Origin of the sequence: Bacillus sp. FSL R5-0593, assembly GCF_038603755.1 — a bacterium.
GTDB lineage: Bacteria > Bacillota > Bacilli > Bacillales > Bacillaceae > Bacillus > Bacillus velezensis.
In genome coordinates this window covers 2180872-2207052 of the sequence record NZ_CP152011.1, presented here as the reverse complement: position 1 = coordinate 2207052, position 26181 = coordinate 2180872, and the positions used below count along the sequence as shown (strand labels likewise).

Genomic DNA, 26181 nt, shown 5'->3' with positions numbered 1-26181 from the left:
ATTCGTGACACAAGCGACAGAAATTCAAGATATTTACCCTTTATCATATATGCAGGAAGGCATGCTGTTTCATTCGCTTCTGGATTCCGGATCAAACGCATATGTCGAGCAGATTTCGTTTACAGTCAGCGGGAATTTATGCATTGATACATTCCAAAAAAGTCTGGATATGCTTATCAGCCGTTATGATATTTTCAGAACGATTTTCATAAAAGAAGTGCCTGACCTTGAAGGACCGCAGCAGGTTGTTCTTTCACGCCGTGACACAGCCGTACAGACTGAGAACATTTCAGACTATTCGGAAGAACGGCAGCAAAGCATCATGAAGGAATTCAAGGAAACCGACCGGAATAAGGGCTTTGATCTGCAAAAAGGCCCCTTAATGCGCCTGACTCTTTTTCAAACGGGAGAAAACCGCCATACATGCGTTTGGACTCACCATCACATTATGATGGACGGCTGGAGCTTGGGCATTGTGCTGAAAGATTTCTTCAGCATGTATTATGCGAACCGGAACGGGCGGCCTGTAAACCTCGGCAGTCCGGCTCCGTACAGCTCTTATATCAAATGGCTCCGAAGCCGGAATAAAGAAGAAACGTCAGCGTTCTGGTCGCGCTGCTTGGAAGATTACGGAGAAGTCGTTTCCGTTCCGCAAACGAAGAATAAGCCGGCGCAAAACGGTTATGCATCTGAGCATTTTCAATTTTCCCTTGAGTCTGAAACCGTGCAAAAGCTGACAGACATTGCCCGAAGCACCGAGGTCACGCTGAATACTTTATTTACGAGCATTTGGGGACTGCTTCTCCATCGTTACAACGGCACTGAAGATGCGGTATTCGGTTCAGTTGTTTCCGGCAGGCCGTCAGCTATCGCCGGCATCGAATCAATGGCCGGACTGTTTATCAATACCGTGCCGGTAAGGGTGCGCGCGGCTGGGGATATGACTTTTTCTTCTCTTCTCAAAAAGGTGCAAAAAGAGTCACTCGCTGCGGAAGAGCACAGCTATTATCCGCTTTATGACATCCAAAACGAAAGCGGCCTGCAAAAAGATCTATTGAACCACATCCTGGTTTTTGAGAATTATCCGGTTCAGATGCAGACTGCGGTAAACGGCTGGAAGCAAACGGAAAGCAGTGCGCTCTCACTTGAAAACTTTTCGATGGCGGAAGAAACCAATTACGATCTTAACGTCGTCATCGTTCCGGGAGAAGAGTTTTATGTGAAATTCAGCTACAATGCGGGCATCTACGATCGGGAAGACATGAAACGGATCAAAGGGCATATTCTGGAGGTCATCTCCTGTGTAACGGAAGATCCGGACAGGCTTTTATCAAGCATCAGTCTCGTGCCTCCGGAGGAAGAAGCCTTGATTCATTCGTTTAACGAAACGAACCGTCCGTACCCTGAGACAACCGTTCATGGGCTGTTTGAAGAACAGGCGGCAAAAACGCCTGACCAAGAGGCGTTGAGATATAACGGGGTAAGCTGGAGCTACAAGAAATTAAATCAGCGGGCGAATCAGATTGCGCATGCGTTAAGGGAAAAAGGCGCACGCCCCGACCAGATCACCGCTGTTATGCTGCGCCGGTCAATGAGTACGGTTGCCGCTCTGCTCGGAATTTGGAAGTCGGGCAGCGCCTATATGCCGATTGATGCGGAATTCCCGCCTGAACGGATTTCATTTTTACTGAGAGACAGTGAAGCCTCACTGCTCGTGACCGAAAAGGACCTGCTCCCCCTCATTCCGCCGCATTTCAAGGGCAGCGTCGTCATCATGGAGGAAACGGTTTCCCAGCAGACCGCACCGCTTCTGCCGGTATCTGACAGCAGAAATTGGGCGTATGTCATTTACACCTCCGGAACGACAGGCCGGCCGAAAGGGGTGCTTGTACAACACAAAGCGATCAGCAATACATTGCAATGGCGGCGTGAAGAATACGGGATGACAGAAGGGGACATAGCGCTTCATCTTTTTTCATACGTATTTGACGGGTCATTAACGAGTCTTTTCACTCCGCTTCTGTCGGGCGCCTGTGTATTGTTAACTGATGAAGATGATGCGAAAGACGTCCTTTCAATAAAACAGAAAATCACCCGCCACGGAGTGAGCCATCTTCTGATCGTTCCGTCTCTGTATCGCGTTCTGCTTGATTCGCTGACGAAAAAAGATGCAGAGACACTTCGGGCGGTGACATTTGCCGGGGAAGCGGCCACTCCTGATATCGTGGAAGCGAGCCGCGGCATATGCCCGAATGCCGAGCTGCTGAATGAATACGGCCCGACGGAAAACAGTGTGGCCACGACGATTCTGCGCAACCTGCAAAAAAGCAGCCGGATTACGATCGGGCGCCCGATTGCCAACACTTCTGTCTATATGATGCACGGAGATCGGCTGCAGCCGGTCGGAGCCGTCGGTGAACTGTGTATTTCCGGAAAAGGTCTGGCGGACGGATATTTTCAGCAAAAAGAGCTGACGGACAAAGTCTTTACCCCTCATCCGTTTCGTGAAGGTGAACGGCTGTACAGAACGGGAGATGCAGCCCGATTTTTACCGGACGGAACGATTGAATATATGGGACGCTTTGACGATCAGGTCAAGGTAAGAGGTTACAGAATTGAATTAGGAGAAATCGAAACGGCACTCAGAAGTCTGTCCGGGGTAAAAGAGGCGGCAGTCACCGTGCGCAAAACGGCGGACGGGGAACAGGAGCTTGCAGCTTATGTCGTACTGGAAAACGCAGGTGTGACATTTGACCCTCATGCCGAATTGGCCGGGAGATTACCTGCTTATATGATACCGGGAAGCTTTACCAAATTAACGGAGATGCCGCTGTCTGTGAGCGGAAAACTTGATCGGGCCGCACTTCCTGAGCCGAAAGAAGCTGAGAGAACCGGAGATTATCAAGCTCCGCGCACAATGCTTGAGACCGAGCTGCTTTCTATTTGGCAAGAAGTGCTGAAACGGGAACATATCAGTATGAGAGATGATTTCTTCCAAATCGGCGGACAGTCGCTGAAAGCCGCGTCGCTTGTTTCAAACATACATAAACGGCTCCAAATTGAACTTGCCGTCCGCCATGTTTTTGAACATCCGACCATCGAGAGCATGGCCCGCTTCCTTGAACAGAGGAAAAGAGGAGAATATGCAGAAATCACGCCTGCTGTGGCAAAGGACTTGTACCCGCTATCTTTTGCGCAAAAAAGGCTCTATGCCCTTCATCAGCTTGCAGCGGACAGTACGGGCTATCATATGCCCGCTTGTCTGGAACTGAGCGGCAGACTCAACCGGGATCGGCTGCACGAAGCCTTTTCAGCGCTGTTACAAAGGCATGAAGCGTTACGCACATCATTTGTTTTACGAAACGGGGAGCCGATGCAGCACATACATGCACATGTCGATCTTGACCTCACAGAGATTCACATGCCATCCGGGAACCTTCTTCAAGAGGTGATGGAAACTTTCGTCAAACCGTTTGACGTGGAAAAAGCGCCGCTTTTGAGAGTGACTTTAGCCAAAGTTACTGAAGAACGTCATTTTCTGCTGCTTGATATGCATCATCTTATCGCAGACGGTGTGTCAATGAGCGTTCTGATTCAAGAATTGACGGATTTGTACAGAGGAAAAGAGTTGCGGCCGTTAAAACTCCAGTACAAAGATTTTTCCGTCTGGCAGCATGAGCGGTTTGCCGCTGAAGAATTCAAAAGACATGAGCGTTATTGGCTGGATGCGATCGGGGAAAACATTCCCGTTCTTGATCTGCCGCTCGATAAAAAGCGCCCGCAGCTTCCTGATTTCAGCGGGTCCGTTGTTCGAACGCGCCTTCAAAAGGAAACGGCGGAGAACTTGCGCCGGCTCATGGATGAGACGGGTTCGACACTGTATATGATTCTTTTGGCAAGCTACTCCTTGTTCCTTTCTAAATTGGGCGGGCAGGAAGACATTGTCGTCGGTTCACCTGCGGCCGGCAGAAGCCGCGCTGAGCTTGACGGGGTCATCGGCATGTTTGTAAATACCGTGGCAATGAGAAGCAGGCCGAAAGGGGATAAGACATTCCGCGCTTATTTAGAAGAGGTGAAAATGCTCGCCCTCGGCGCGGCCGAACATCAGGACTTCCCGTTTGAAGAACTTGCCCAAAAGCTTGATACACACCGGGAAGTCAATCGCAATCCGCTGTTTGATGCCATGCTCGTTTTGCAAAACAGTGATGATTTCGAAGTGAACCTTCCGGGCTTATCCGTTTCTTCACATGCAGTGAAGCATGACATTTCAAAATTCGACTTGACGCTTCATGCCGAGGAACGGCCGGATGGCTCACTGGATTTTCATTTTGAATACAGTACCGCGTTGTTTGAAAAAGATACGATTGAACGGTGGGCTGGTCATTTTAAAGAGCTTTTAGGACAAATCGCATCGGATGATGAGCGGAAGCTGTCTGACATTCATTTGCTGGGCATAAACGAGCGGCAGATGCTTCTTCAAGCGGAAAATCAAACGGCGGAGTATCCGAGGCATGAAACGATTGTCAGTTTATTTGAAGCACAGGCGGAAAAAATGCCGGATCAAATTGCAGCCGTCATGTCTGATGAGCGTCTCACCTACCGCGAGCTCAATGAAAAGGCGGATCGAATCGCCGATATGCTGTCGGAAAACGGCATCCGCTCCGGACAGATTGTCGGAATTATGACCGAACGATCTCTGGATATGCTGATTGGGATTCTCGGTATTTTAAAAGCGGGAGGAGCTTATCTGCCGATTGATCCTGACTATCCGGACGAGCGGATTTCATTTATGCTGACTGACAGCGGCGCGCGTGTTCTGTTGACGCAATCGGGTCTTGGGATATCCGGAATGGACGGGCTGCCGGTTTTATACATCGATAAGCCTGAATCCGTTTCAGCAGACAGAACGAAAGAAATGATAACGCCTGAACAGCCGGCTTACGTGATTTATACATCGGGCACAACCGGAAAACCGAAAGGCGTTATGACGGAACACCGCAATGTCATCAGCCTTATCACACATAAAGGACTGCCGTTTGATTTCGGCTCTGAAGACGTCTGGACGCTGTTCCATTCCTATTGCTTTGATTTTTCTGTCTGGGAAATATTCGGCGCGCTCTTATACGGCGGAAAGGTAGTTATCGTGCCGAAAGACACAGCCCGTGATCCGCATTTGTACCGGCAGCTGCTGCAAAGTGAAGGCGTAACGGTGCTGAACCAAACGCCGACGGCTTTTTCCGGACTCATTCATGAAGAGGCCGGGCATACGGACAAGCTGAAGCTTCGATATGTCATTTTCGGCGGAGAAGCGCTTCAGCCCGGCATGCTGAAAAGCTGGAAAGAGAAGTACCCGGAAACGGAGCTTGTTAATATGTACGGTATTACGGAAACCACGGTTCACGTCACATGCAAAAAACTGAATATGGATGATATTGAGAGAAACAAAAGCAATATCGGCAGACCGCTGGAAACCCTTCATGCTTTTGTTATGGACGCCTATATGAATCCGCAGCCGATCGGAATTCCCGGTGAGCTTTATATCGGCGGGGAAGGCGTCGCGAGGGGATATGTAAACAGGGATGATTTAACCGCCTCCCGTTTCATCACGAATCCGCATGTTTCCGGCATGCGGCTCTACCGGACGGGTGATATCGCCAAAAGGCTCTCAAATGGCGAGCTGGAATATGTCGGGCGGAAAGATGCGCAAGTAAAAGTCAGAGGCCACAGAATTGAGCTGGGAGAAATTAAATCAGCGCTGCAAGAGCTTTCCTCCGTGAAAGAGGCCGCCGTGATCACTCGTGCTGATCAGCACGGTCAGCACTCCATTTACGCATACGCGGTCTTACACGGGAACGAAAAGATAAAAGAAGCAGAGATTCAGGCCTCTCTCAGAGCTTTTCTGCCGGAATATATGATTCCCGCCCGCTTGATAGAGCTTGATGAACTGCCTTTGACGGCGAATGGGAAGCTGGACGAGAAGGCGCTCCCGCAGCCTGAATTAAATGATAGCCTTGGAGATGATATCAGCCTGAGAAATGAAACTGAAGAAATGATGGCTGACATCTGGGAAGAACTCTTAGGTGTTGAAGGACTCGGCCCCAATGCTCATTTCTTCCATCTCGGCGGGGATTCGATTAAAGCGCTGCAAGTATGTGCGAGGCTGAAACAGCAGGGCTATGAAACGACCGTCCGCGAGCTGTTCGAGCATCAGACACTGGGAGAAGTATCGATGCGGCTCCGGAAAGTCCGCCGCGTGATTGATCAGGCTCCCGTCACGGGAGACGTGCCGCTGACGCCGATCCAGCACTGGTTCTTGTCGCAATCATTGCCGCATGATCATTTTAATCAGTCGGTTATGCTCCGCAGTGCGGACAGAATCAATGAATCTGCTATGAGAAAAGCGTTGGCACAGCTTGCGGTTCATCATGACGCATTACGGATGGTATGCGGCACGCAAAACGGATCGGTGATTCAATATAACAGAGCGGAAAACCTTTTTGAAGAAGAACTCTTTACGTTTGAAACGCTTGACGTGAGAGGGAAAGGGTCATTACAAGAGGAGCACGCCGCAATTGAACAGGCGGCCGCCCGTATTCAAACTTCCATTCGGCTGGAGACGGGGCCGCTCGTAGCTGTCGGATTATTTCACGCTAATGATGGCGATCATCTGCTGCTTTCCATTCATCACCTTGTCATTGACGGTGTATCATGGCGGATTTTATTTGAAGATCTCACCGCGTGCTACAGGCAGGCGCTCGAAGGAAAAGAAACCGCGCTTCCGGCAAAAACCGATTCCTATCAGACTTACGCGAAGCAAATTTCTGATTATGCAAAAAGCCGCCGGCTGTTACAGGAAGCAGACTACTGGTCCGAAAGAGAAAAAGCGGCGGTCGAACCGCTTCCGAAAGATGCCCGCATCTCTTCCAATCTTCTGAAAGATACAGATGTGATGACCGTTACATTGACAAAACAGGAGACTGAGCAGCTGTTAACGGAAGCGAACAGAGCATACACAACAGAGACGGGTGAATTATTGCTTGCCGCGTTAAGCCTTGCGCTGAACAGATGGACCGGAAACGAGACATTCAAAATCAGCATGGAAGGCCACGGAAGGGAAGAGCACTTGGAGCATCTTGATATCAGCAGAACCATCGGTTGGTTTACGTCAATTTATCCGGTATTGGTTGACGCAAGTTTTCAAGATCAGGCTGATGACGGCGAGCGGCTCGGCTATCACATTAAGCGGACAAAAGACATGATGCGCCGCATTCCGCATAAAGGAGCGGGATACGGAGTGCTGAAATATATAAGCAAACTCTGGGAAGAGACGGAATCCGATTCTCCTGAAATCAGTTTTAACTATCTGGGACAGTTTGACCGTGAAATCCGTTCAAGCGGCTTTGGTGTTTCTCCCGTAAAAGCGGGAAATGAAGTCAGCCCAGACTGGGAACGTCCGTACACACTTGATATCAGCGGCTCCGTATCGTCGGAATGTCTCAGCATGTATGTCGTGTACAACCGTTTTCAGTATCAAAAAGAAACGATTGAAGTTTTGACGGGATATTTTCATGCCTTTCTCAAGCAGATCATCTCGCATTGCACAGGCAAAGAGGAGCGTGAATGGAGCGCCGCTGATTTCAGTGACGAGGAGTTAACGCTGGAAGATCTGAGTGACATTATGGGGGCCGTCAACAAACTATAGAAAAGGAGTGGCGCAATGGGGCAGCAACCGGAAATACAAGATATATATCCTTTATCTTTTATGCAGGAGGGCATGCTTTTTCATTCTCTGTTGGATCATGACTCAAGAGCCTACTTCGAACAAGCGGTGTTTACGATCAACGGACAGCTTGACCGGGAACGATTCCAAAAAAGTATAGATGCTGTTTTTGAACGATACGATATTTTCCGTACGACATTTATTCATAAGAATGTGGCGAAGCCCCGCCAAGTCGTATTGAAAAACAGGCCGAGCCGCGTTCAGTTTCATGATATTTCTCATTTGGACGAGAAGGCGCAAGACAAATATGCCGACCGGTTCAGAAAAGAAGATAAAGATAAAGGCTTTGATTTGCAATCAGACCCTCTCATGAGAGTCTCCATTTTGAAAAAAGCGCCTGAACGCTATGTTTGTATCTGGAGCCATCATCATATCGTCATGGACGGCTGGTGCTTCGGGATTGTCATGAAGGAATTTCTGATGATCTATCAATCTCTCGGAGACGGACGGCTCCCGTCTCTCGAGCCTGTTCAGCCATATGGAAAGTATATTAAATGGCTCATGAAGCAGGATCGTAAAGAAGCCGAGATTTTTTGGAAAACGAGACTTGCCGATCTTGAGCAATCGGCGTCTCTTCCGAAAAAATCCGCGGAACCAAATGGCGAACTTGAGCAGGCGGTTTTCACCATTTCTGAAGAGCAGACAAATGAGCTGAAGAACATTGCGGCAAGGGCGGGAGCAACGCTGAATACAGTGTTCCAGGCACTGTGGGGCATTTTGCTCCAGCGTGTCAGCCGCTGTGATGACGCCGTTTTCGGTTCTGTCGTTTCCGGCCGGCCGTCGGATCTCGCAGGCGTGGAAAAAATGGTGGGCCTGTTTATTAATACGATTCCCGTGCGGGTGAAAAGCGGTTCATTTTCTTTTCTGGAGCTCGTCAGGCATTTGCAGCAGGAGACGCTGCAAGCAGAAGCGTACAGCTATTATCCGCTGTATGACATTCAGGCGCAAAGTCCTCTGAAACAAGCGCTGTTTGACCACATTATCGTGTTTGAAAATGTGCCGGCCCAGCGTGAAATTGAAAATGTGAGTCAGGCCGGTTCATTTGATTTTGCGGTAGAAGATTTCACGATGGAGGAAGTCACAAACTACGGATGCAGCATAAAGGTGATTCCGGGAAATTCTCTTTATATCCGCTTAAACTTTGATACCGGTATATACGATCGTGTTTTTATGAAGAATATTGAAACATTTTTACGGCATATGATGAAGTCAGTCATTTCCGACCCTGAAATGAGCGCCTCCGAGATCGCATTGCTGGATGCGTGTGAAGCCAGAAATATGCTTGATGCGTTTAACCGTACAGAAACGGTTGAACCGCCGGCTCCGACGCTTCACGGGCTGTTTGCCCGACGTGCCGCGCTTTCGCCGCATCGTCCGGCGCTCCGTTTTCCGGGCGGCATGCTGACGTACGCCGAGCTCGATCAGTACACAGACAGGCTCGCCGTTCGGCTCCGACAAAAAGGCGTCCGCAAAGAAAGCATGGTCGGCGTGCTCGCTGAACGCTCGCCGGAGATGGTGGTTTCAGTGCTTGCCGTGTTAAAAGCGGGCGGCGCCTACGTGCCGCTTGACCCGGAGTATCCTGAGGACAGGCTGCGTTATATGCTCGATGACTGCGGCGCTTGTCTCCTGCTTGCACAGCCGGGGTTATCCGTTTCCGGTTTTTCCGGCGAGACGCTTGAAGTGTCTCTTTCTGCTCTGACAGGCGAGACGGAGACAGGGGCTGTCTCTGAAGAAGCGGATAGCGATTCGCTCGCTTATATCATTTATACGTCCGGTTCGACGGGAACACCGAAGGGAGTGGCTGTTGAACACCGTCAGGCCGCCGCCTTTTTATCCGGCATGCAAGGGCAGTTCCCGTTGACGGAAGAGGATATTATCGTGCTGAAATCATCCTTTTCTTTCGATGCTTCCATCTGGCAATTGTTTTGGTGGACGATGTCCGGCGCCTCCGTGTATCTGCTTCCTGCCGGCTGGGAGAAAGATCCTGTGCGGATGATTGAAGCGTTTGCCTCAGAAAAGGTGACGACCGCGCATTTTATTCCGGCGATGGTCAACAGCTTTTTAGACGCGCTGGAAACAGAGCCTGCGGAAACAAGAACACGCCTCGGCAGAACCTTGACACGCGTGTTTGCCGGAGGCGAAGCTCTTTCACCGCTTACGGCTGCCCGGTTTGCCGATCTTCTGCCGGAGACCGTGCTCATTCACGGCTATGGGCCGACGGAAGCGACGGTTGATGCGGCGTTTTACGCCTGTGACCGAAAACGGGACAGCGGACGGACGCGGCTTCCGATCGGAAAACCCGTTCCTGGTGCCCGTCTGTATGTATTAGATAGCGGAGGAACCATCCAGCCTGCGGGCGTGGCAGGAGAGCTGTACATCGCGGGGACAGGGGTGGCCCGGGGCTATCTGAACCGGCCCGAGCTGACGGAGGAGCGCTTTCTCAATGATCCGTTTTACCCGGGAGAACGCATGTATCAGACGGGCGATATCGCACGCTGGACAGAAGACGGCCTAGTCGAATGGCTCGGACGTTCAGACGGACAGGTGAAAGTCCGCGGCTACCGGATTGAACCGGGAGAGATCGAAGCGACGATCCGGCGCATCGACGGCATTCGTGAGGCGGCCGTCACCGCCCGGACCGAACACGGCGAAACCGCGCTTTACGCCTATATCGAAGGACGGGAAAGCGATGACGTGCGGGCGGAGCTTGCGACACGCCTTCCGGCTTACATGATGCCGGCTCAGTTTATAGAGATGAGCGAATGGCCGGTCACGCCGAGCGGAAAACTTGACCGCCGCGCGCTGCCGGCTCCCGGCGGAGCGGCAGACAGACAAGCGTACACCGCCCCGCGGAACGTCACGGAAATGAAGCTTTGCGCCCTTTGGGAAGAGGTGCTGAAAAACGGCCCCGTCGGCATCCGGGATCACTTTTTTGAGCGGGGCGGCCATTCGTTAAAAGCGACGGCTCTCGTCTCCCGCATCGCCAAAGAGTTCGGTGTTCAGGTGCCGTTACAGGACATCTTCGCCCAGCCGACGGTGGAAGAGCTCGCTTCGGTTATTCAGGACTTGGAAGAAAGCCCGTATGAAGCGATTCAGCCTGCGCAAACACAGGACACCTATCCGGTGTCTTCGGCGCAGAAACGGATGTATGTGCTCCAACAGCTTGAAGACGGCGGTGTCGGCTACAATATGCCGGCTGTGCTGGAACTGACGGGCCCGCTTGACCGCGGCCGGCTGGAAGAGACGTTCCGGCAGCTTGTGGAGCGGCATGAGTCGCTCAGAACGTCCTTTGAAACGGGGCCTGACAGCGAACCGGTGCAGCGCATCCATGACAGCGTGCCGTTTCAGTTGGATGAGGCCGAGTCAGCTGACGCATTCGTCCGGCCGTTTTGTCTGGAGGAAGCGCCGCTCTTCCGTGCGGCTCTCGTGAAAGAATCGGACGAACGTCATCTTTTATTAACGGATATGCATCATATTATTTCTGACGGTGTGTCCGTCAACACCTTGATTAAAGAATTCGGCGAGCTGTACGCAGGCCGTTCGCTTGCGCCGATGCGCCTTCAATATAAAGACTATGCCGTCTGGCAGCGGTCGTTTCAGGAGAAAGAAGGGTACCAGAAGCAGGAAGCGTATTGGCTGAAGCGGCTTGAAGGAGAGCTTCCGGTGCTTGAGCTTCCGGCTGACAAGCCCCGTCCGGCTGTCAGAAGCTTTGCGGGCGGCAGCGTATCGTGCACGCTTGACGCTGAAACGGCATCCGGCCTTCACCGCATCGCCCGGGATCACGGCTCCACTTTGTATATGGTGCTTCTCGCCGCGTACAATACGTTACTCGCGAGATTGAGCGGGCAGGAAGACATCATCGTCGGCTCGCCGATTGCCGGGCGTCCGCACAAAGACCTAGAACCGATTCTCGGCATGTTCGTCAACACGCTGGCCATCAGAACGGAGCCGAAAGGAGACAAACGGTTCACCGATTACTTGGCAGAAGTCCGCCAGGCGGCGCTTGAGGCATATGAGCATCAGGACTATCCGTTTGAAGAGCTTGTGGAACGGCTCGGTGTGCAGCGGGACATGAGCCGAAATCCGCTGTTTGACGTTATGTTTGTGCTCCAAAATATGGAGCGTGAATCCCTGGTGTTAAATAAGCTGCATTTGGCTCAAGCTGCGGATACAAGTCATAAAACCGCAAAGTTTGATGCCACGCTTTACGCGTCAGAAGGGTCTGACGGTTCCATCAGCTTTGATTTTGAATTCAATACAGATATCTATCAAAAACAGACAATTGAAAAATGGCTTTCTTATTTTACCCGTATTCTTACAAAAGTAATTGAAAACCAAGCGATACCGCTTGGTGACATTCACGTACTGGATAATGCTGAAACAAATCGCGTCATTTATCAGTTTAATCAGACGAAAAGCGATTACCCAAGACACGAAACCATCAGCCGTTTATTTGAGCGGCAGGCAAAAGAAACCCCCGATGCCCGGGCAGTTGTATATGATGGACAAATCTTGACATACCGTGAGCTGAACGAACGGGCTAACAGAATAGCGGCGGCTCTCCGATCAAATGGCGTCGGTCCGGAAAGCGTTGTCGCATTATTAACCGGCCGCACAACAGAGCTTGCTTCCGGAATCCTCGGAATATTAAAAGCGGGGGGCGCCTACTTGCCTATTGGTGACGATGTGCCGCGGGAACGGGCTGAATGGATGCTTAAAGACTGTAAAGCTGATATTCTTCTCCAATCTGATAAACTTGACGGTCTGCCGCTTTCAGGAAAACGTTTATTCATAGAGGATATTCAAACAAAGGCCGGCTTGAGTTCGGAAAATCCCGAACCGCTCGGCGGACCTGAATCGTTGGCCTACATGATTTATACGTCCGGATCAACAGGTGCGCCAAAAGGCGTCATGATTGAACAGCGAAGCGTGATCCGCCTTGTGAAAAACAGCAATTATATTGATTTTACGCCGGAAGATAGACTGTTGTTTACTTCATCATTAGGATTTGACGTTACAACATTTGAAATATTCGGTCCGCTTTTAAACGGCGCTTCTTTATATGTAAGTGACCAGGAAACCTATCTCGACTCTGATGTTTTGGAAACATTTATACAGCAAAACGGCATTACGACACTGTGGCTGACATCGTCTTTGTTCAATCATCTATCAGAACAAAATGAACACGTGTTTTCCGGATTATCCCGATTGATTATTGGCGGGGAAGCACTGTCCCCAAGTCATGTAAACCGGGTTCGGAAAACGCTGCCGCATCTTTCAATATGGAATGGATACGGACCGACTGAAAACACGACGTTCTCGACTTGCTTTTTGATTGAACAATCATACGATCATTCAATCCCGATCGGCCGCCCTGTCGGAAATTCAACTGCTTATATCATAAACAGCAGGGGAACACCGCAGCCGATCGGCGTCATCGGCGAATTATGCACGGGCGGAGATGGTGTGGCAAGAGGATATTTCGGCCGCCCTGAGCTGACGGAAGAAAAATTTGTCCCTAATCCTTTTGTTCCCGGAGAACGGATGTACCGCACCGGAGATTTAGCCCGCTGGCTGCCGGACGGAACGATCGAATATGCCGGGCGGATGGATGATCAAGTGAAGATCCGCGGTTATCGGGTCGAGCTGGGAGAGATTGAAGCCGCACTGAGGAGCCTGGACGGCGTGAAAGAAGCCGCCGTGTCAGTCAGAACCGGGCAGTCCGGCAATAAAGAACTGATCGCATATATGAGTCTGCAGGCGGACATGGATACAGAAAAAGTGCGTTCTTCACTGTCTAAGCAACTGCCGAATTACATGGTTCCGGCCTATATGATGGAACTTGAGAAGCTGCCGCTTACGCCGAACGGTAAATTGGATCGGAAAAATCTGCCCGAACCGGAGCTCGCGCTTCAAACCGCGTACACAGCTCCCCGCAATGAGCTTGAAGAACAGCTTTCCGTGATCTGGCAGGAAGTGCTCGGCACAAAACAAGTCGGGATTGAGGACTCATTTTTTGAGTTGGGCGGCGATTCAATCAAAGCGCTGCAAGTTTCCGCACGGCTCGGACGCTATGGGTGGAAAATGACGGCAAGCGACCTGTTCCGGCATCCGTCCATTAAGGAACTCGCGCCGCTTATTCGTAAAGCGGAAAGAGTCATCGATCAGCGGCCGGTGGAAGGAGACATACCTTGGACACCCGTTCAGCACTGGTTTTTATCACAGCGGATGGAAAACAGAAATCATTTCAATCAGTCCGTCATGATGTTCAGCTCTGACGCATTGCATAAACAGCCGCTCAAAGAAGCCTTGGAGCATCTTGTCATTCATCATGATGCACTCCGGATCACCGTCAGTGCAGAAAACGAAAGTTTCAGACAAATCAATCACGGTATTCAAAAAGACGAACTGTACACCTTGGACATTTGGGATATGTCTGGGACAGATACTTGGGAAAGAGAAATAGAAACTGAAGTGGCTGCGCTCCAACAGCGGATGGATATTGAAAAAGGCCCGTTATTAAAAGCCGGCTGGTTCAAAACCCGGTCCGGAGATTATTTATTCATCACCGTACATCACCTGGCGGTTGACGGAGTGTCATGGCGTATTTTGCTGGAGGATTTATCTGCCGCTTACACTCAAGCCGTAAAAGGTCAGCCGGTCCAGCTTCCGCCAAAGACCGATTCGTTTAAGCAATACGCTGAAAGGCTTTCAGAATACGCAAAAAGCAGCAAGCTGATGCGTGAAGAGGAATATTGGCGTTTTATTGAAGAAGAAACAGCCGCCGAACTTCCTTATGAAAAACCGCAGCATCAGACGGGAGCCGACAGCATTCGGCAAACGGTAAGCTTTACGCTTACAGAAGAAGAAACGTCCGTTTTGCTTCAGCAGGTCAACCGGGCCTACCATACCGATACGCAAGATATTCTTCTGACTGCCGCAGCTTTGGCTTTACGGGACTGGACAGGGGGCGGCAGACTGCGCATCGCGATGGAAGGGCACGGGAGAGAGCACATCATGCCGGAGCTCGACATCAGCCGCACCGTAGGCTGGTTTACCTCCATGTATCCGGTGCTCATTGACTTGAACACAGCAGGCGCTGAGCTTGGAACGGCGGTAAAAACGGTCAAAGACACACTCGGAAGAATACCGGATAAAGGAATAGGCTACGGCATTTTAAAATACATGACACCGCCTGAACAAAAAACAATCCGCTTCAGACAAGCGCCTGAAATCAGCTTTAACTATTTAGGGCAATTCAATGATACAGAAGATCAGCACACGTTCAGTCTGTCCGGTCTTGCAAGCGGGCACGACATCACGCCGACATGGCAGCGGGAACAAGCGGTGGAAATGAGCGCGATGGCCGCACAAAACAAACTTCACTTCAGTTTGAGCTATCCGCCGAGCCGCTTCCGCAAAGAAACGATGGAACAGCTGCTGCAAACTTTACAGCAATATTTGCGTGATATTATGGCGCACTGCACCGGCAAAGAGGAAGCAGAAAAAACCGTTAGTGATTTTAGCAGCAAAACGTTAACATCTGATGATTTGGACAGCATAGCGAGTTTTGTCGAGGAACTGTAGAAAAAGGCGACGGGGAGATTATAACATGACAAAAAAGAATGCAATTCAGGATATTTATCCGCTGTCTTATATGCAGGAAGGAATGCTTTTTCATTCCCTCCTGCAAAAGGAATCACAGGCTTACGCCGAGCAGGCCTCCTTTTCAATAACGGGGAAGGTTGACACCCGCGTGTTTGAAGAGAGCGTTCATGCCCTTTTCGAAAGACATGATATTTTCAGAACGATCTTTATCAGCCAGAACGTGTCAGTGCCGCAGCAGGTCGTATTAAAAGAGCGGAACGTCAGCATCATTGAGGAAAATCTCACCAATTTAAACAAGGCTGATCAAATCAAGCATATTGAAGAAGCCAAACGAAGAGACCGTAAGAAAGGGTTTCATCTGCAAAAAGACATGCTGATGCGGGTGACGCTGCTTCAAACCGGTGAATGTGAATATACGTGCATATGGAGTTTCCATCACATCATTATGGATGGCTGGTGTCTCGGAATCGTGCTGAAAGAGTTCTTCCAGATATACGCCTCGCGGCTCCGCCGGACACCGTTAACGCTTGAGCCCGCTGTGCCGTACGGGACCTACATCAAGTGGCTGATGGAGCAAGATAAAGAAAAAGCCGCTTCGTACTGGGAGCGGTACCTTGAAGGCTTTGAGCAGCAGACTGTACTGCCGAAGCAGAAAAAAGCCGGCGAAAGCAGACAAGAGGAAGTGACGTTTTCCTTTTCAAAAGAGGACACGGCTAAACTGAAAGAGCTGGCCGTAAAAGAAGAGGTCACGCTGAGCACCATTTTCCACACGCTCTGGGGCATTTTGCTCCAGGCGTATAACCAGACAGAAGATGCGGTTTTTGGTTCTGTCATTTCCGGAAGGCCGTCTGAAATCGAAGGCATCGAGCGAATGATCGGCCTGTTTATTAATACCGTGCCTGTCCGGATCAGCGGGGCAAACATCCCGTTTCAAAAGCTGATCAAAAACGTGCAAAAGGACGCTTTGAAAGGACAGGCATACAGCTATCATCCGCTTTATGACATACAGGCGAATTCACAGGTAAAACAAGGCTTAATTGATCATATTCTTGTCTTTGAGAATTATCCGGTTGAACAGGAGCTTGATGTGCTGAACAGCAAGGGGGACACGAAAGACCTTTTTCACATCCATGATTTCAGCATGGAAGACGAAACCAACTACAGTTTTTACCTGATGGTGGCGCCGGGTGACGAGATTCATTTGAAAATGAGATACGATTCAAGCGTGTATGACCGCCAATTTATTGAAAATATCAAAGGCCATTTGGCGCATATCGTCTCCCAAGTTCTCGACAAACCGGACATCACGCCGGACAAGCTTGCAATCATCACTCCAGGGGAAAAAGCGCAGCTGCTTGCGCCGATTTCTGAAGAGACCGAAAAGCCTGAATATGACACGGTTCATGCGATGTTTGAACGGCAGGTTGCAAAAACACCGGATCAAATCGCGATTCGGTATGAAGGTGAGTCAGTGACGTACAAAGAGCTGAACGAATCGGCTAATAAGCTGGCCCGCCTGCTGCAAAAGCGCGGATTAAAGCGGGAGGAACCGGTAGGCGTCATGCTCGGCCGTTCCCCTTCTTTAGCGGCGGCTGTTCTCGGTATTTTAAAAGCGGGCGGCGCCTTTGTCCCGATAGATCCGGGCAGTCCAAAGGAGCGTATTCGATATGTCATTGAAAACAGCGGCTGCGTCCATGTTGTAACAGAGCGGCATCAGTCAGTGCCCGCGGAACAAACGCTGCAGGTTACATACATAGAAGACGCCGGGACGGAAGCGGACGGAAGCAATGTGCAATCCATTAATACGGCAGACGACCTCCTTTATATGATTTATACATCGGGAACGACAGGGAAACCGAAGGGTGTGCTGCTCGAACATAAAAATATGGCCAACCTGCTTTCTCATCAATTGACGAACACAGACATTGATTTTTGCACAAATGTGCTGCAGTACGCATCTGTTGCGTTTGACGTCTGCTATCAGGAGTTATTTTCAGTACTCTTGAGCGGCGGCACCCTTTGTATCGTGCCGGAATCAATCAAACGAGACGTTTCTCAGCTGTTTTCGTTTATTGATCAGCACAACACGGAAGTTGTGTTTTTCCCGACTGCGTTTGTCAAAATGCTTTTCAATGAAGAAGGTTATGCACAGTCTTTTCCCCGCTGTGTGAAGCATGTCATTACGGCCGGGGAGCAGCTGACCGTTTCGCGTTTGTTCAGGCAGACGCTCCGTTTACACGGTATGCATCTGCATAATCATTACGGCCCGTCAGAAACTCATGTGGTTTCAACGTATACGATTTCTGCGGGTGATGACATACCTGAACATCCGCCGATCGGGAAACCGATCCATCATAACAAGATGTATATTCTCAGCAAAAATAGGCAGCTTCAGCCTCTCGGAATTGCGGGAGAATTGTATATTTCCGGCGCGAATACAGGAAGAGGCTATGTGAACAATCCGGCGCTGACCGAAGAGAAATTTTTGCCGGATCCGTTCAGAACGGACGCCGTCATGTACCGGACCGGAGATTTGGCAAGACTGCGTGCGGACGGCCAAATTGAATACATCGGCCGGACAGATGATCAAGTGAAGATCAGAGGGTACCGGATTGAACCGAAGGAAATTGAAACCGTCCTGGCAAATCATCATGCCGTGAAAGAAGCTGCTGTTCTGATTCAAACGAATGAGTCGGGCGAAAATGAATTATGCGCCTACTGCAGCGTCTCACAAGCGACTGATCCTTCTCAGCTGCGAAGTGATTTGGCGAAAGAGCTGCCTGATTATATGATTCCGGTCAAATGGGCTTTTGTTGACTCGATTCCGCTCACTGCGAACGGAAAAGTCGATCAGCGGGCCCTTCCGGAGACTTCGGCATACGCAGCGGGCCGTCAATATACAGCTCCCCGGAATGTGACGGAGCTGAAGCTTACCCGCATATGGGAAGAAGTGCTTCAAAGCGGCCCGATCGGCGTTCACGATCACTTTTTCGAGCTTGGCGGCCATTCATTAAAGGCGACGGCACTCGTTGCAAAAATAGCTAAAGAGTGCAGTGTGCAAATCCCGCTGAGCGATGTCTTCAGCCATCCGACTGTAGAAGAACTCGCCAAAATCATCAGTGAAGCAGAAGAGAACCCGTTCGCATCCATAGAAAAGACAGAAACGAAAGAAACATATCCTGTCTCATCCGCCCAAAAACGGATGTACGTCCTTCACCAGCTTGAAAATGGCGGTGTCAGCTATAACATTCCAGCCGTTTTAGAGGTGAAGGGGCCGTTTGACCGAGACAGGATGGAAGCCGTGTTCAAGGAACTGATCCGGCGGCATGAACCGCTTAGAACATCCTTTGAAGAACAAAACGGCCTGCCCGTGCAGAGGATTCATGACGACGTGCCGTTCGCATTTACAAAAGAACAATCAGCCGAAGCGTTTATCCGGCCGTTCGATCTCGGCAAAGCGCCCCTTTTCCGGGCGGGATTTGTCCAAATAGAAAAAGACCGGCATCTGCTTTTAGCTGACATGCATCATATTATTTCAGACGGCGTATCCGTCAATCTTTTGATACGTGAATTCAGTGAGCTGTATGCTGAGAGAAGTCTGCCGCCGTTACGGATTCAATACAAAGATTATGCCGTCTGGCAGCAATCATTTATGGCGGGCGCCGCATATCGGAAACAAGAGGAGTACTGGCTGAACCGGCTTGCCGGTGAGATTCCCGTGCTTGAATTGCCGGCTGATAAGCCGCGTCCCCCGGTGCGGAGCTTTTCCGGAGACAGGGTGTCATTTGTCATCAATGAAAAACATACAGCTCAGTTGAAAAAGCTGGCGAAAGAAAACAAATGCACACTGTATATGACGCTGCTTGGTGTGTACACAGTTCTGTTAGCCCGTTTAAGCGGACAGGAAGATATGATTGTCGGGTCTCCGATTGCAGGAAGGCCTCATGCCGACCTTGACGCCGTTCTAGGCATGTTTGTCAATACGCTTGCTTTCAGGACGCGTCCCGACGGAAGCATGACATTCAAAGAATATTTAAAGGAAATTCGCCAAACAGCGCTTGAGGCTTACGAACATCAGGATTACCCGTTAGAAGAGCTCGTCGATAAGCTCGGTGTGCCGCGTGACATGTCCCGAAATCCGCTGTTTGACACAACATTTGCGCTGCAAAATATGGAACAGCAGAAGCTTAGGGCAGCCGGACTTGAACTGCAGCCGGCAGACGTCAGCCTGCCGATTTCTAAATTTGACTTATCGCTGTACATCTCTGAAAACGCCGGTGAATTGTACTGCCAGTTTGAATACAGCACCGATTTGTTTAAGAGAAAAACGATTCAAAAATGGGCGGGATTTTTTACGACACTTGCCGAAAACGCCGCGGCTGATCCGGGCTTGGAATTAGACGATATTTCTGTTTTGACAGAAAAAGAAGAAGCGTCTCTGCTTCAAGATTTCAGCCCCTTGCAGAAAACAGCGTTTCCGCTTCATCAGCCTCTTCATGATCTGCTGGAACAGCAGGCGGAAAAAACGCCGGACCGTCCGGCAATTTTAACTGATGACATTTCAATTACGTATCAGGAACTGAACGAAAGGGCAAACGAGCTTGCGCACCAGCTGATCAAGCGCGGGATAAGGCTGGAGGATAAAACTGCCATTATGGGCCGGCGTTCTCCTGACATGCTGATTGGCATTTACGCTGTCTTAAAAGCAGGCGGTGCATATCTGCCGATTGATCCGGATTACCCGGAAGAGCGGATTCGCTTTTTACTGAAAGACAGCGGCGTGAAATTCTTACTGGCAGAACCAGAACTTTTCGCACCAGATCTTTTTGAGGGAGAAACGATCTCTCTGAAAAGCGGACAAACAGGAAACCCTGAAGCTGCGGCCAACCCTAACGTTCCGGTAAAACCTGATTCATTGGCTTATATCATCTATACATCCGGTTCTACGGGACGCCCAAAAGGCGTGCAGGTTGAACATCGGTCAGCCGTAAACTTTTTATACTCACTGCAAACGCGTTATGGATTAAGTGATTCTGACATCATTTTGCATAAAACATCATACTCTTTCGACGCTTCGATTTGGGAGCTGTTTTGGTGGCCGATCGCGGGAGCTTCTGTTTTCCTCCTTCCGCAAGGCGGCGAGAAAGACCCTGAAATGATAATGAACGCATTGGAGAATAACCGCATAACGGCGGCTCATTTTGTGCCATCCATGCTTCATGCTTTCTTGGAATATATAAATTCCAGAAAACAGCCGATCAAAAAAACCTGCTTAAAAAGGGTTTTTGCCGGCGGCGAACAACTGGGCCCGCACCTGGTTTCCCGTTTTCATGACCTTCTTGCGGGAACGGAATTGACAAATTCCTACGGTCCGACGGAAGCGACAGTAGAAGCGGCGTACTTTGATTTGCCGCAAGGAAAAGAATTTCACAATGTTCCGATCGGCATTTCCGGGCATAACATGCGGCTGTATATTTTAAATCAAAAGAAACAGCTTCTGCCGCCGGGCTGTATCGGAGAGCTGTACATCGCGGGGACAGGGGTGGCCCGGGGCTATCTGAACCGGCCTGAGCTGACGGAGGAGCGCTTTCTCAATGATCCGTTTTACCCGGGAGAATGCATGTATCAGACGGGCGATATCGCACGCTGGACAGAAGACGGCCTAGTCGAATGGCTCGGACGTTCAGACGGACAGGTGAAAGTCCGCGGCTACCGGATTGAACCGGGAGAAATCGAAGCGGCGATCCGGCGCATCGGCGGCATTCGTGAGGCGGCCGTCACCGCCCGGACCGAACACGGCGAAACCGCGCTTTACGCCTATATCGAAGGACGGGAAAGCGATGACGTGCGGGCGGAGCTTGCGACACGCCTTCCGGCCTACATGATGCCGGCTCAGTTTATAGAGATGAGCGAATGGCCGGTCACGCCGAGCGGAAAACTTGACCGCCGCGCGCTTCCGGCTCCCGGCGGAGCGGCAGACAGACAGGCGTACACCGCCCCGCGGAACGTCACGGAAATGAAGCTTTGCGCCCTTTGGGAAGAGGTGCTGAAAAACGGCCCCGTCGGCATCCGGGATCACTTTTTTGAGCGGGGCGGCCATTCGTTAAAAGCGACGGCTCTCGTCTCCCGCATCGCCAAAGAGTTCGGTGTTCAGGTGCCGTTACAGGACATCTTCGCCCGGCCGACGGTGGAAGAGCTCGCTTCGGTTATTCAGGACTTGGAAGAAAGCCCGTATGAAGCGATTCAGCCTGCGCAAACACAGGACACCTACCCGGTGTCTTCGGCGCAGAAACGGATGTATGTGCTCCAGCAGCTTGAAGACGGCGGTGTCGGCTACAATATGCCGGCTGTGCTGGAACTGGCGGGCCCGCTTGACCGCGGCCGGCTGGAGGAGACGTTCCGGCAGCTTGTTGAGCGGCATGAGTCGCTCAGAACGTCCTTTGAAACGGGGCCTGACGGCGAACCGGTGCAGCGCATCCATGACAGCGTGCCGTTTCAGCTGGATGAGGCCGAGTCAGCTGACGCATTCGTCCGGCCGTTTTGTCTGGAGGAAGCGCCGCTCTTCCGTGCGGCCCTCGTGAAAGAATCAGACGAACGTCATCTTTTATTAACGGATATGCATCATATTATTTCTGACGGTGTGTCCGTCAACACCTTGATTAAAGAATTCGGCGAGCTGTACGCAGGCCGTTCGCTTGCGCCGATGCGCCTCCAATATAAAGACTATGCCGTCTGGCAGCGGTCATTTCAGGAGAAAGAAGGATATCAGAAGCAGGAAGCGTATTGGCTGAAGCGGCTTGAAGGAGAGCTTCCGGTGCTTGAGCTTCCGGCTGACAAGCCCCGTCCGGCTGTCAGAAGCTTTGCGGGCGGCAGCGTATCGTGCGCGCTTGACGCTGAAACGGCATCCGGCCTTCACCGCATCGCCCGGGATCACGGCTCCACTTTGTATATGGTGCTTCTCGCCGCGTACAATACGTTACTCGCACGCCTGAGCGGGCAGGAAGACATCATCGTCGGCTCGCCGATTGCCGGGCGTCCGCACAAAGACCTTGAACCGATTCTCGGCATGTTCGTCAACACGCTGGCCATCAGAACGGAGCCGAAAGGAGACAAACGGTTTACCGATTACTTGGCGGAAGTCCGCCAGGCGGCGCTTGAAGCGTATGAGCATCAAGACTACCCGTTTGAAGAGCTTGTGGAACGGATCGGCGTGCAGCGGGACACAAGCCGCAATCCGCTGTTTGACGCCATGCTTGTCGTCCAGAATATAGAGCATGAGGAACTGCTGTTGGACGGTTTGCATATTCAGCCTGCGGACGTGTCCCGTCCAGTTTCCAAATTTGATGTCACTTTGCAGGCTTCTGAAGGCGGGGGACAGATTCATTTTCTGTTTGAATATGCGGCGTCTTTATTCCGGAAAGAAACGATGCAGCGCTGGGCTTCCCACTTTATGACGATGCTTGAACACATTGTCCGTGAACCGGAAACTTCTTTACAAGCGATCAGCATGCTGACTGCTCCGGAACGGAACCGGATTCTTTCGGACTTTAACGGCATGACGGATCAACAGCTGCCTGAAAAAACAGTTCATGAACTGTTCATCACCCAGGCGCGAAAAACACCTGATGCCGCGGCCCTTATCAGCGGGGAAACATTGATCACATACAAAGAATTAGATGACTGGTCGAATAAAATCGCCAGAGCCCTGCAAAAACGGCAGATCGGACCTGATGCAGCCGTCGGCATTGTGATACCAAGATCGCCGGAACAAGTAGCGGCAGTCTTCGGGGTTTGGAAAGCCGGAGGAGCCTACGTCCCGATAGATCCTGAATATCCGGAGGAACGCAAGCAATATATCATCTCAGACAGCGGCACAGCGCTTCTCCTTACCGCACACGGTGCGATAGAACACGTGCCTGATCGTTTTAACGGTGAAGTGATCGCACTGGAGGATATCCAAGAACAGGATGCTTCGCCGGTCCAGTCATTATCAGCACCGGAAGATTTGGCTTACATCATTTATACATCGGGAACGACAGGCAGGCCGAAAGGGGTTATGGTCGAACATCGATCCGTCAGCCAAACCCTTCAATGGCGGAGCGGATTTTATGATCTGAATGAGAAAGATACGATTCTTCAGCTCTTTTCATTTTCATTTGACGGGTTTGTAACAAGCATGTTCACACCGCTGATTTCCGGTGCGAAAGCGGCCGTTTTAGCCGAAGATGAAGCAAGAGATATTCTTGCTATTAAACACTATCTTGCATCTTACCGCATCACTCACATGATCATTGTTCCCGTACTGTACCGTACACTGCTTGACGTACTGGAGCCGGGGGATGCAGAGTCTCTCAGAATTGTCACATTAGCCGGAGAAGCTGTCGACCAAAACATTATCAGCCGCAGTTTATCAGTTTGTCCACACACTGAGCTTGCCAATGAGTACGGCCCGACGGAAAACAGCGTCGCCACTACAGCGGCAAGACATATAGAACAAAGTGAGAACATTACGATCGGCCGTCCGATTGAGCATTCACACGTTTATATTTTAAACGGAGATCATCCGCAGCCGATCGGTGTAACGGGAGAACTTTGCATCTCGGGTTCCGGCCTTGCAAGAGGGTACCGCAATCTTCCTAAGCAAACGGCCCAAGCCTTTGTCCAAGACCCGTTCCAGAAGAACCGGCGCATGTACCGCACGGGCGACATGGCAAAATGGCTGCCGGACGGCACGCTGCAATATATCGGCCGAATAGACGAGCAAGTCAAAATCAGAGGCTACCGGGTGGAACTGAAAGAAATTGAATCCGCCTTAACAGGCATAAAAGGTGTCAAAGAAGCAGCCGTCACCGCTCTGCCCGCATCAGCAGGCCAAACGGAACTATGCGCTTATATCGTGACAGAAGAAGGAACAGAAAGTGAAACCGTGCAGCAGGCGCTCAGAAATGAAATGCCCGCTTATATGGTGCCGGCGTTCTTTGAAACACTTGAAGCCCTGCCTGTCACACCGAACGGGAAGCTTGACCGCCGCGCGCTTCCTGAGCCGCGGAAAAAAGCGCACACCGGACAGGCATTTACCGAGCCTGAAAGCGACATGGAAAAAGAGCTGTCTGCGATTTGGAGCGAAGTGCTCGGAACTGAAAACATTGCCGCGGATCAATCATTTTTTGAACTGGGCGGCGATTCCATCAAAGCCCTGCAAGTATCAGCCCGATTACATCAGGCAGGAAAACAGATCGCCGTAAAAGATATTTTCAGCCGGCCGACAATTAGGGAGCTGGCGCCTTATGTCCGTACAGAGCGGCAGCCGGTCAGCCAAGCTCCTGCAGAAGGAGAAGTGAAGTGGTCGCCGATTCACAAATGGTTCTTCACACAAGACATGAAGGAAGCAAATCATTTTAACCAGTCCGTCATGCTGACGAGAGCAAATTCAATAGATGAAGAGGCTCTGAGGAAAACGTTAAAAGCCATTACCGTTCATCATGATGCCTTGCGCATTGTCTGCAAAAAAGACGAAGAGAAAGGTCTTCTCCTCTTCAACAGACCGGCTGACCTCGCAGATGAGCAGCTTTACAGCCTGACCATATTAGAAATGGAAGGCGATGAGCATGAGAAGGAACGTTTTGTAAAACGCCGCGTCGCAGAGCTTCAGAGAAACATGGATTTAGAGAACGGGCCGCTTGTACAGGCGGGGCTGTTCCGCTCTGAAGCAGAAGATTACTTGTTTCTGACGGTCCATCATCTCGCTGTTGACGGGATATCATGGCGGATTTTATTGGAAGACTTGGCTTCTGCTTATGAACAGGCCATCTCTGGACAGGGAATCAAACTCCCTTCGAAAACCATGTCATTCAAAACATATACGGAGCAGCTGGCCGATTATGCCGAAAGTAAACAGCTTCTTCAGCAGGCGGAGTATTGGCGGGAGATTGAACACTATGAAACAGAAAGTCTTCCTTACGAACAGGCAGATTTATCTCAAACTCCTGCAAAAAAACGGAACACGGTATCCTTCACTCTGACAGAAAGTGAAACGGACGCCCTGTTGAAAGATGTGCACAGTGCCTACAATACGGATACGCAAGATGTGCTTTTGGCTTCCGCCGTGCTTGCCATTCAAAAGTGGTCGCCGCGGCACGCTTTGAAAATCGCCCTTGAAGGACACGGACGCCAATCGGAGCAGGCAGGTGCGGACATCAGCAGGACAGTGGGGTGGTTCACTTCCATTTACCCGGTGCTTCTCCGGAGCGGAGTTTATGAACCTCTTGAAGAATATGAAATTCGCACATTGAAAACCGTCAAAGACACATTGCGGCGCATACCGGATAAAGGCAACGGATACGGCGTCCTCAAATATTTAACACCGCCGAAGCTTGCCGGGATGACTTTCGGGAAAGCACCGGAGATCAGCTTTAATTATCTCGGACAATTCGATGCGCTCGGCGGGAACCCGGCAGAAACGGAACAGCCTGACGCGTTTCAGTTTTCTCCTTTGGGAGGCGGAGATGATGTGACAGATACATGGAAACGGGAGCAGTCACTTGAAATCAGCGCGATTGCGGCAAAAGGCCGGATGACCGTCAGCATTTCCTATGAAACGGAGCGCTTCCGGCAAGATACGATCGAACGGCTGTCCGAAAGCTGCCGGTATTATCTCCTGAAACTGTCGGAACACTGCCTCAGCAAAACCGATACGGAGAAGACCGTCAGTGACTTTGATGATCGGGAGCTGACTGAGGAAGCATTGCAGGATATTGCCGACTTACTCAGCTTCCACTAAACCGAGCGGGAGG

The 26181-nt window shown here is 50.8% G+C and carries 3 protein-coding genes; all 3 read left to right on the top strand.

What is annotated here, in order from left to right; translation table 11 throughout:
- The first annotated feature begins 4 nt into the window (after nt 1-4).
- Genes NYE36_RS10765 through NYE36_RS10755 form a run of 3 tightly spaced genes read left to right on the top strand, consistent with a single transcriptional unit; the run spans nt 5 to nt 26168 of the window.
- A complete protein-coding gene (locus tag NYE36_RS10765) occupies nt 5-7702 on the top strand; it encodes a non-ribosomal peptide synthetase (protein ID WP_265451431.1) in 7698 nt (2565 codons plus the stop codon).
- 15 nt (nt 7703-7717) lie between these two features.
- Nucleotides 7718-15367 (top strand): non-ribosomal peptide synthetase, encoded by a 7650-nt coding sequence (locus tag NYE36_RS10760; protein ID WP_199021980.1) that lies wholly within the window; start codon nt 7718-7720, stop codon nt 15365-15367.
- 25 nt (nt 15368-15392) lie between these two features.
- Entirely contained in the window at nt 15393-26168 is a 10776-nt protein-coding gene (locus tag NYE36_RS10755; protein ID WP_199021979.1) for a non-ribosomal peptide synthetase, read from the top strand.
- Nucleotides 26169-26181: the final 13 nt, after the last annotated feature.

Excerpts from the sequence above, each read along its gene's own strand:
- NYE36_RS10760 (WP_199021980.1), top strand. The coding sequence starts at position 7,718 with ATGGGGCAGCAACCGGAAATACAAGATATATATCCTTTATCTTTTATG.
- NYE36_RS10755 (WP_199021979.1), top strand. The coding sequence starts at position 15,393 with ATGACAAAAAAGAATGCAATTCAGGATATTTATCCGCTGTCTTATATG.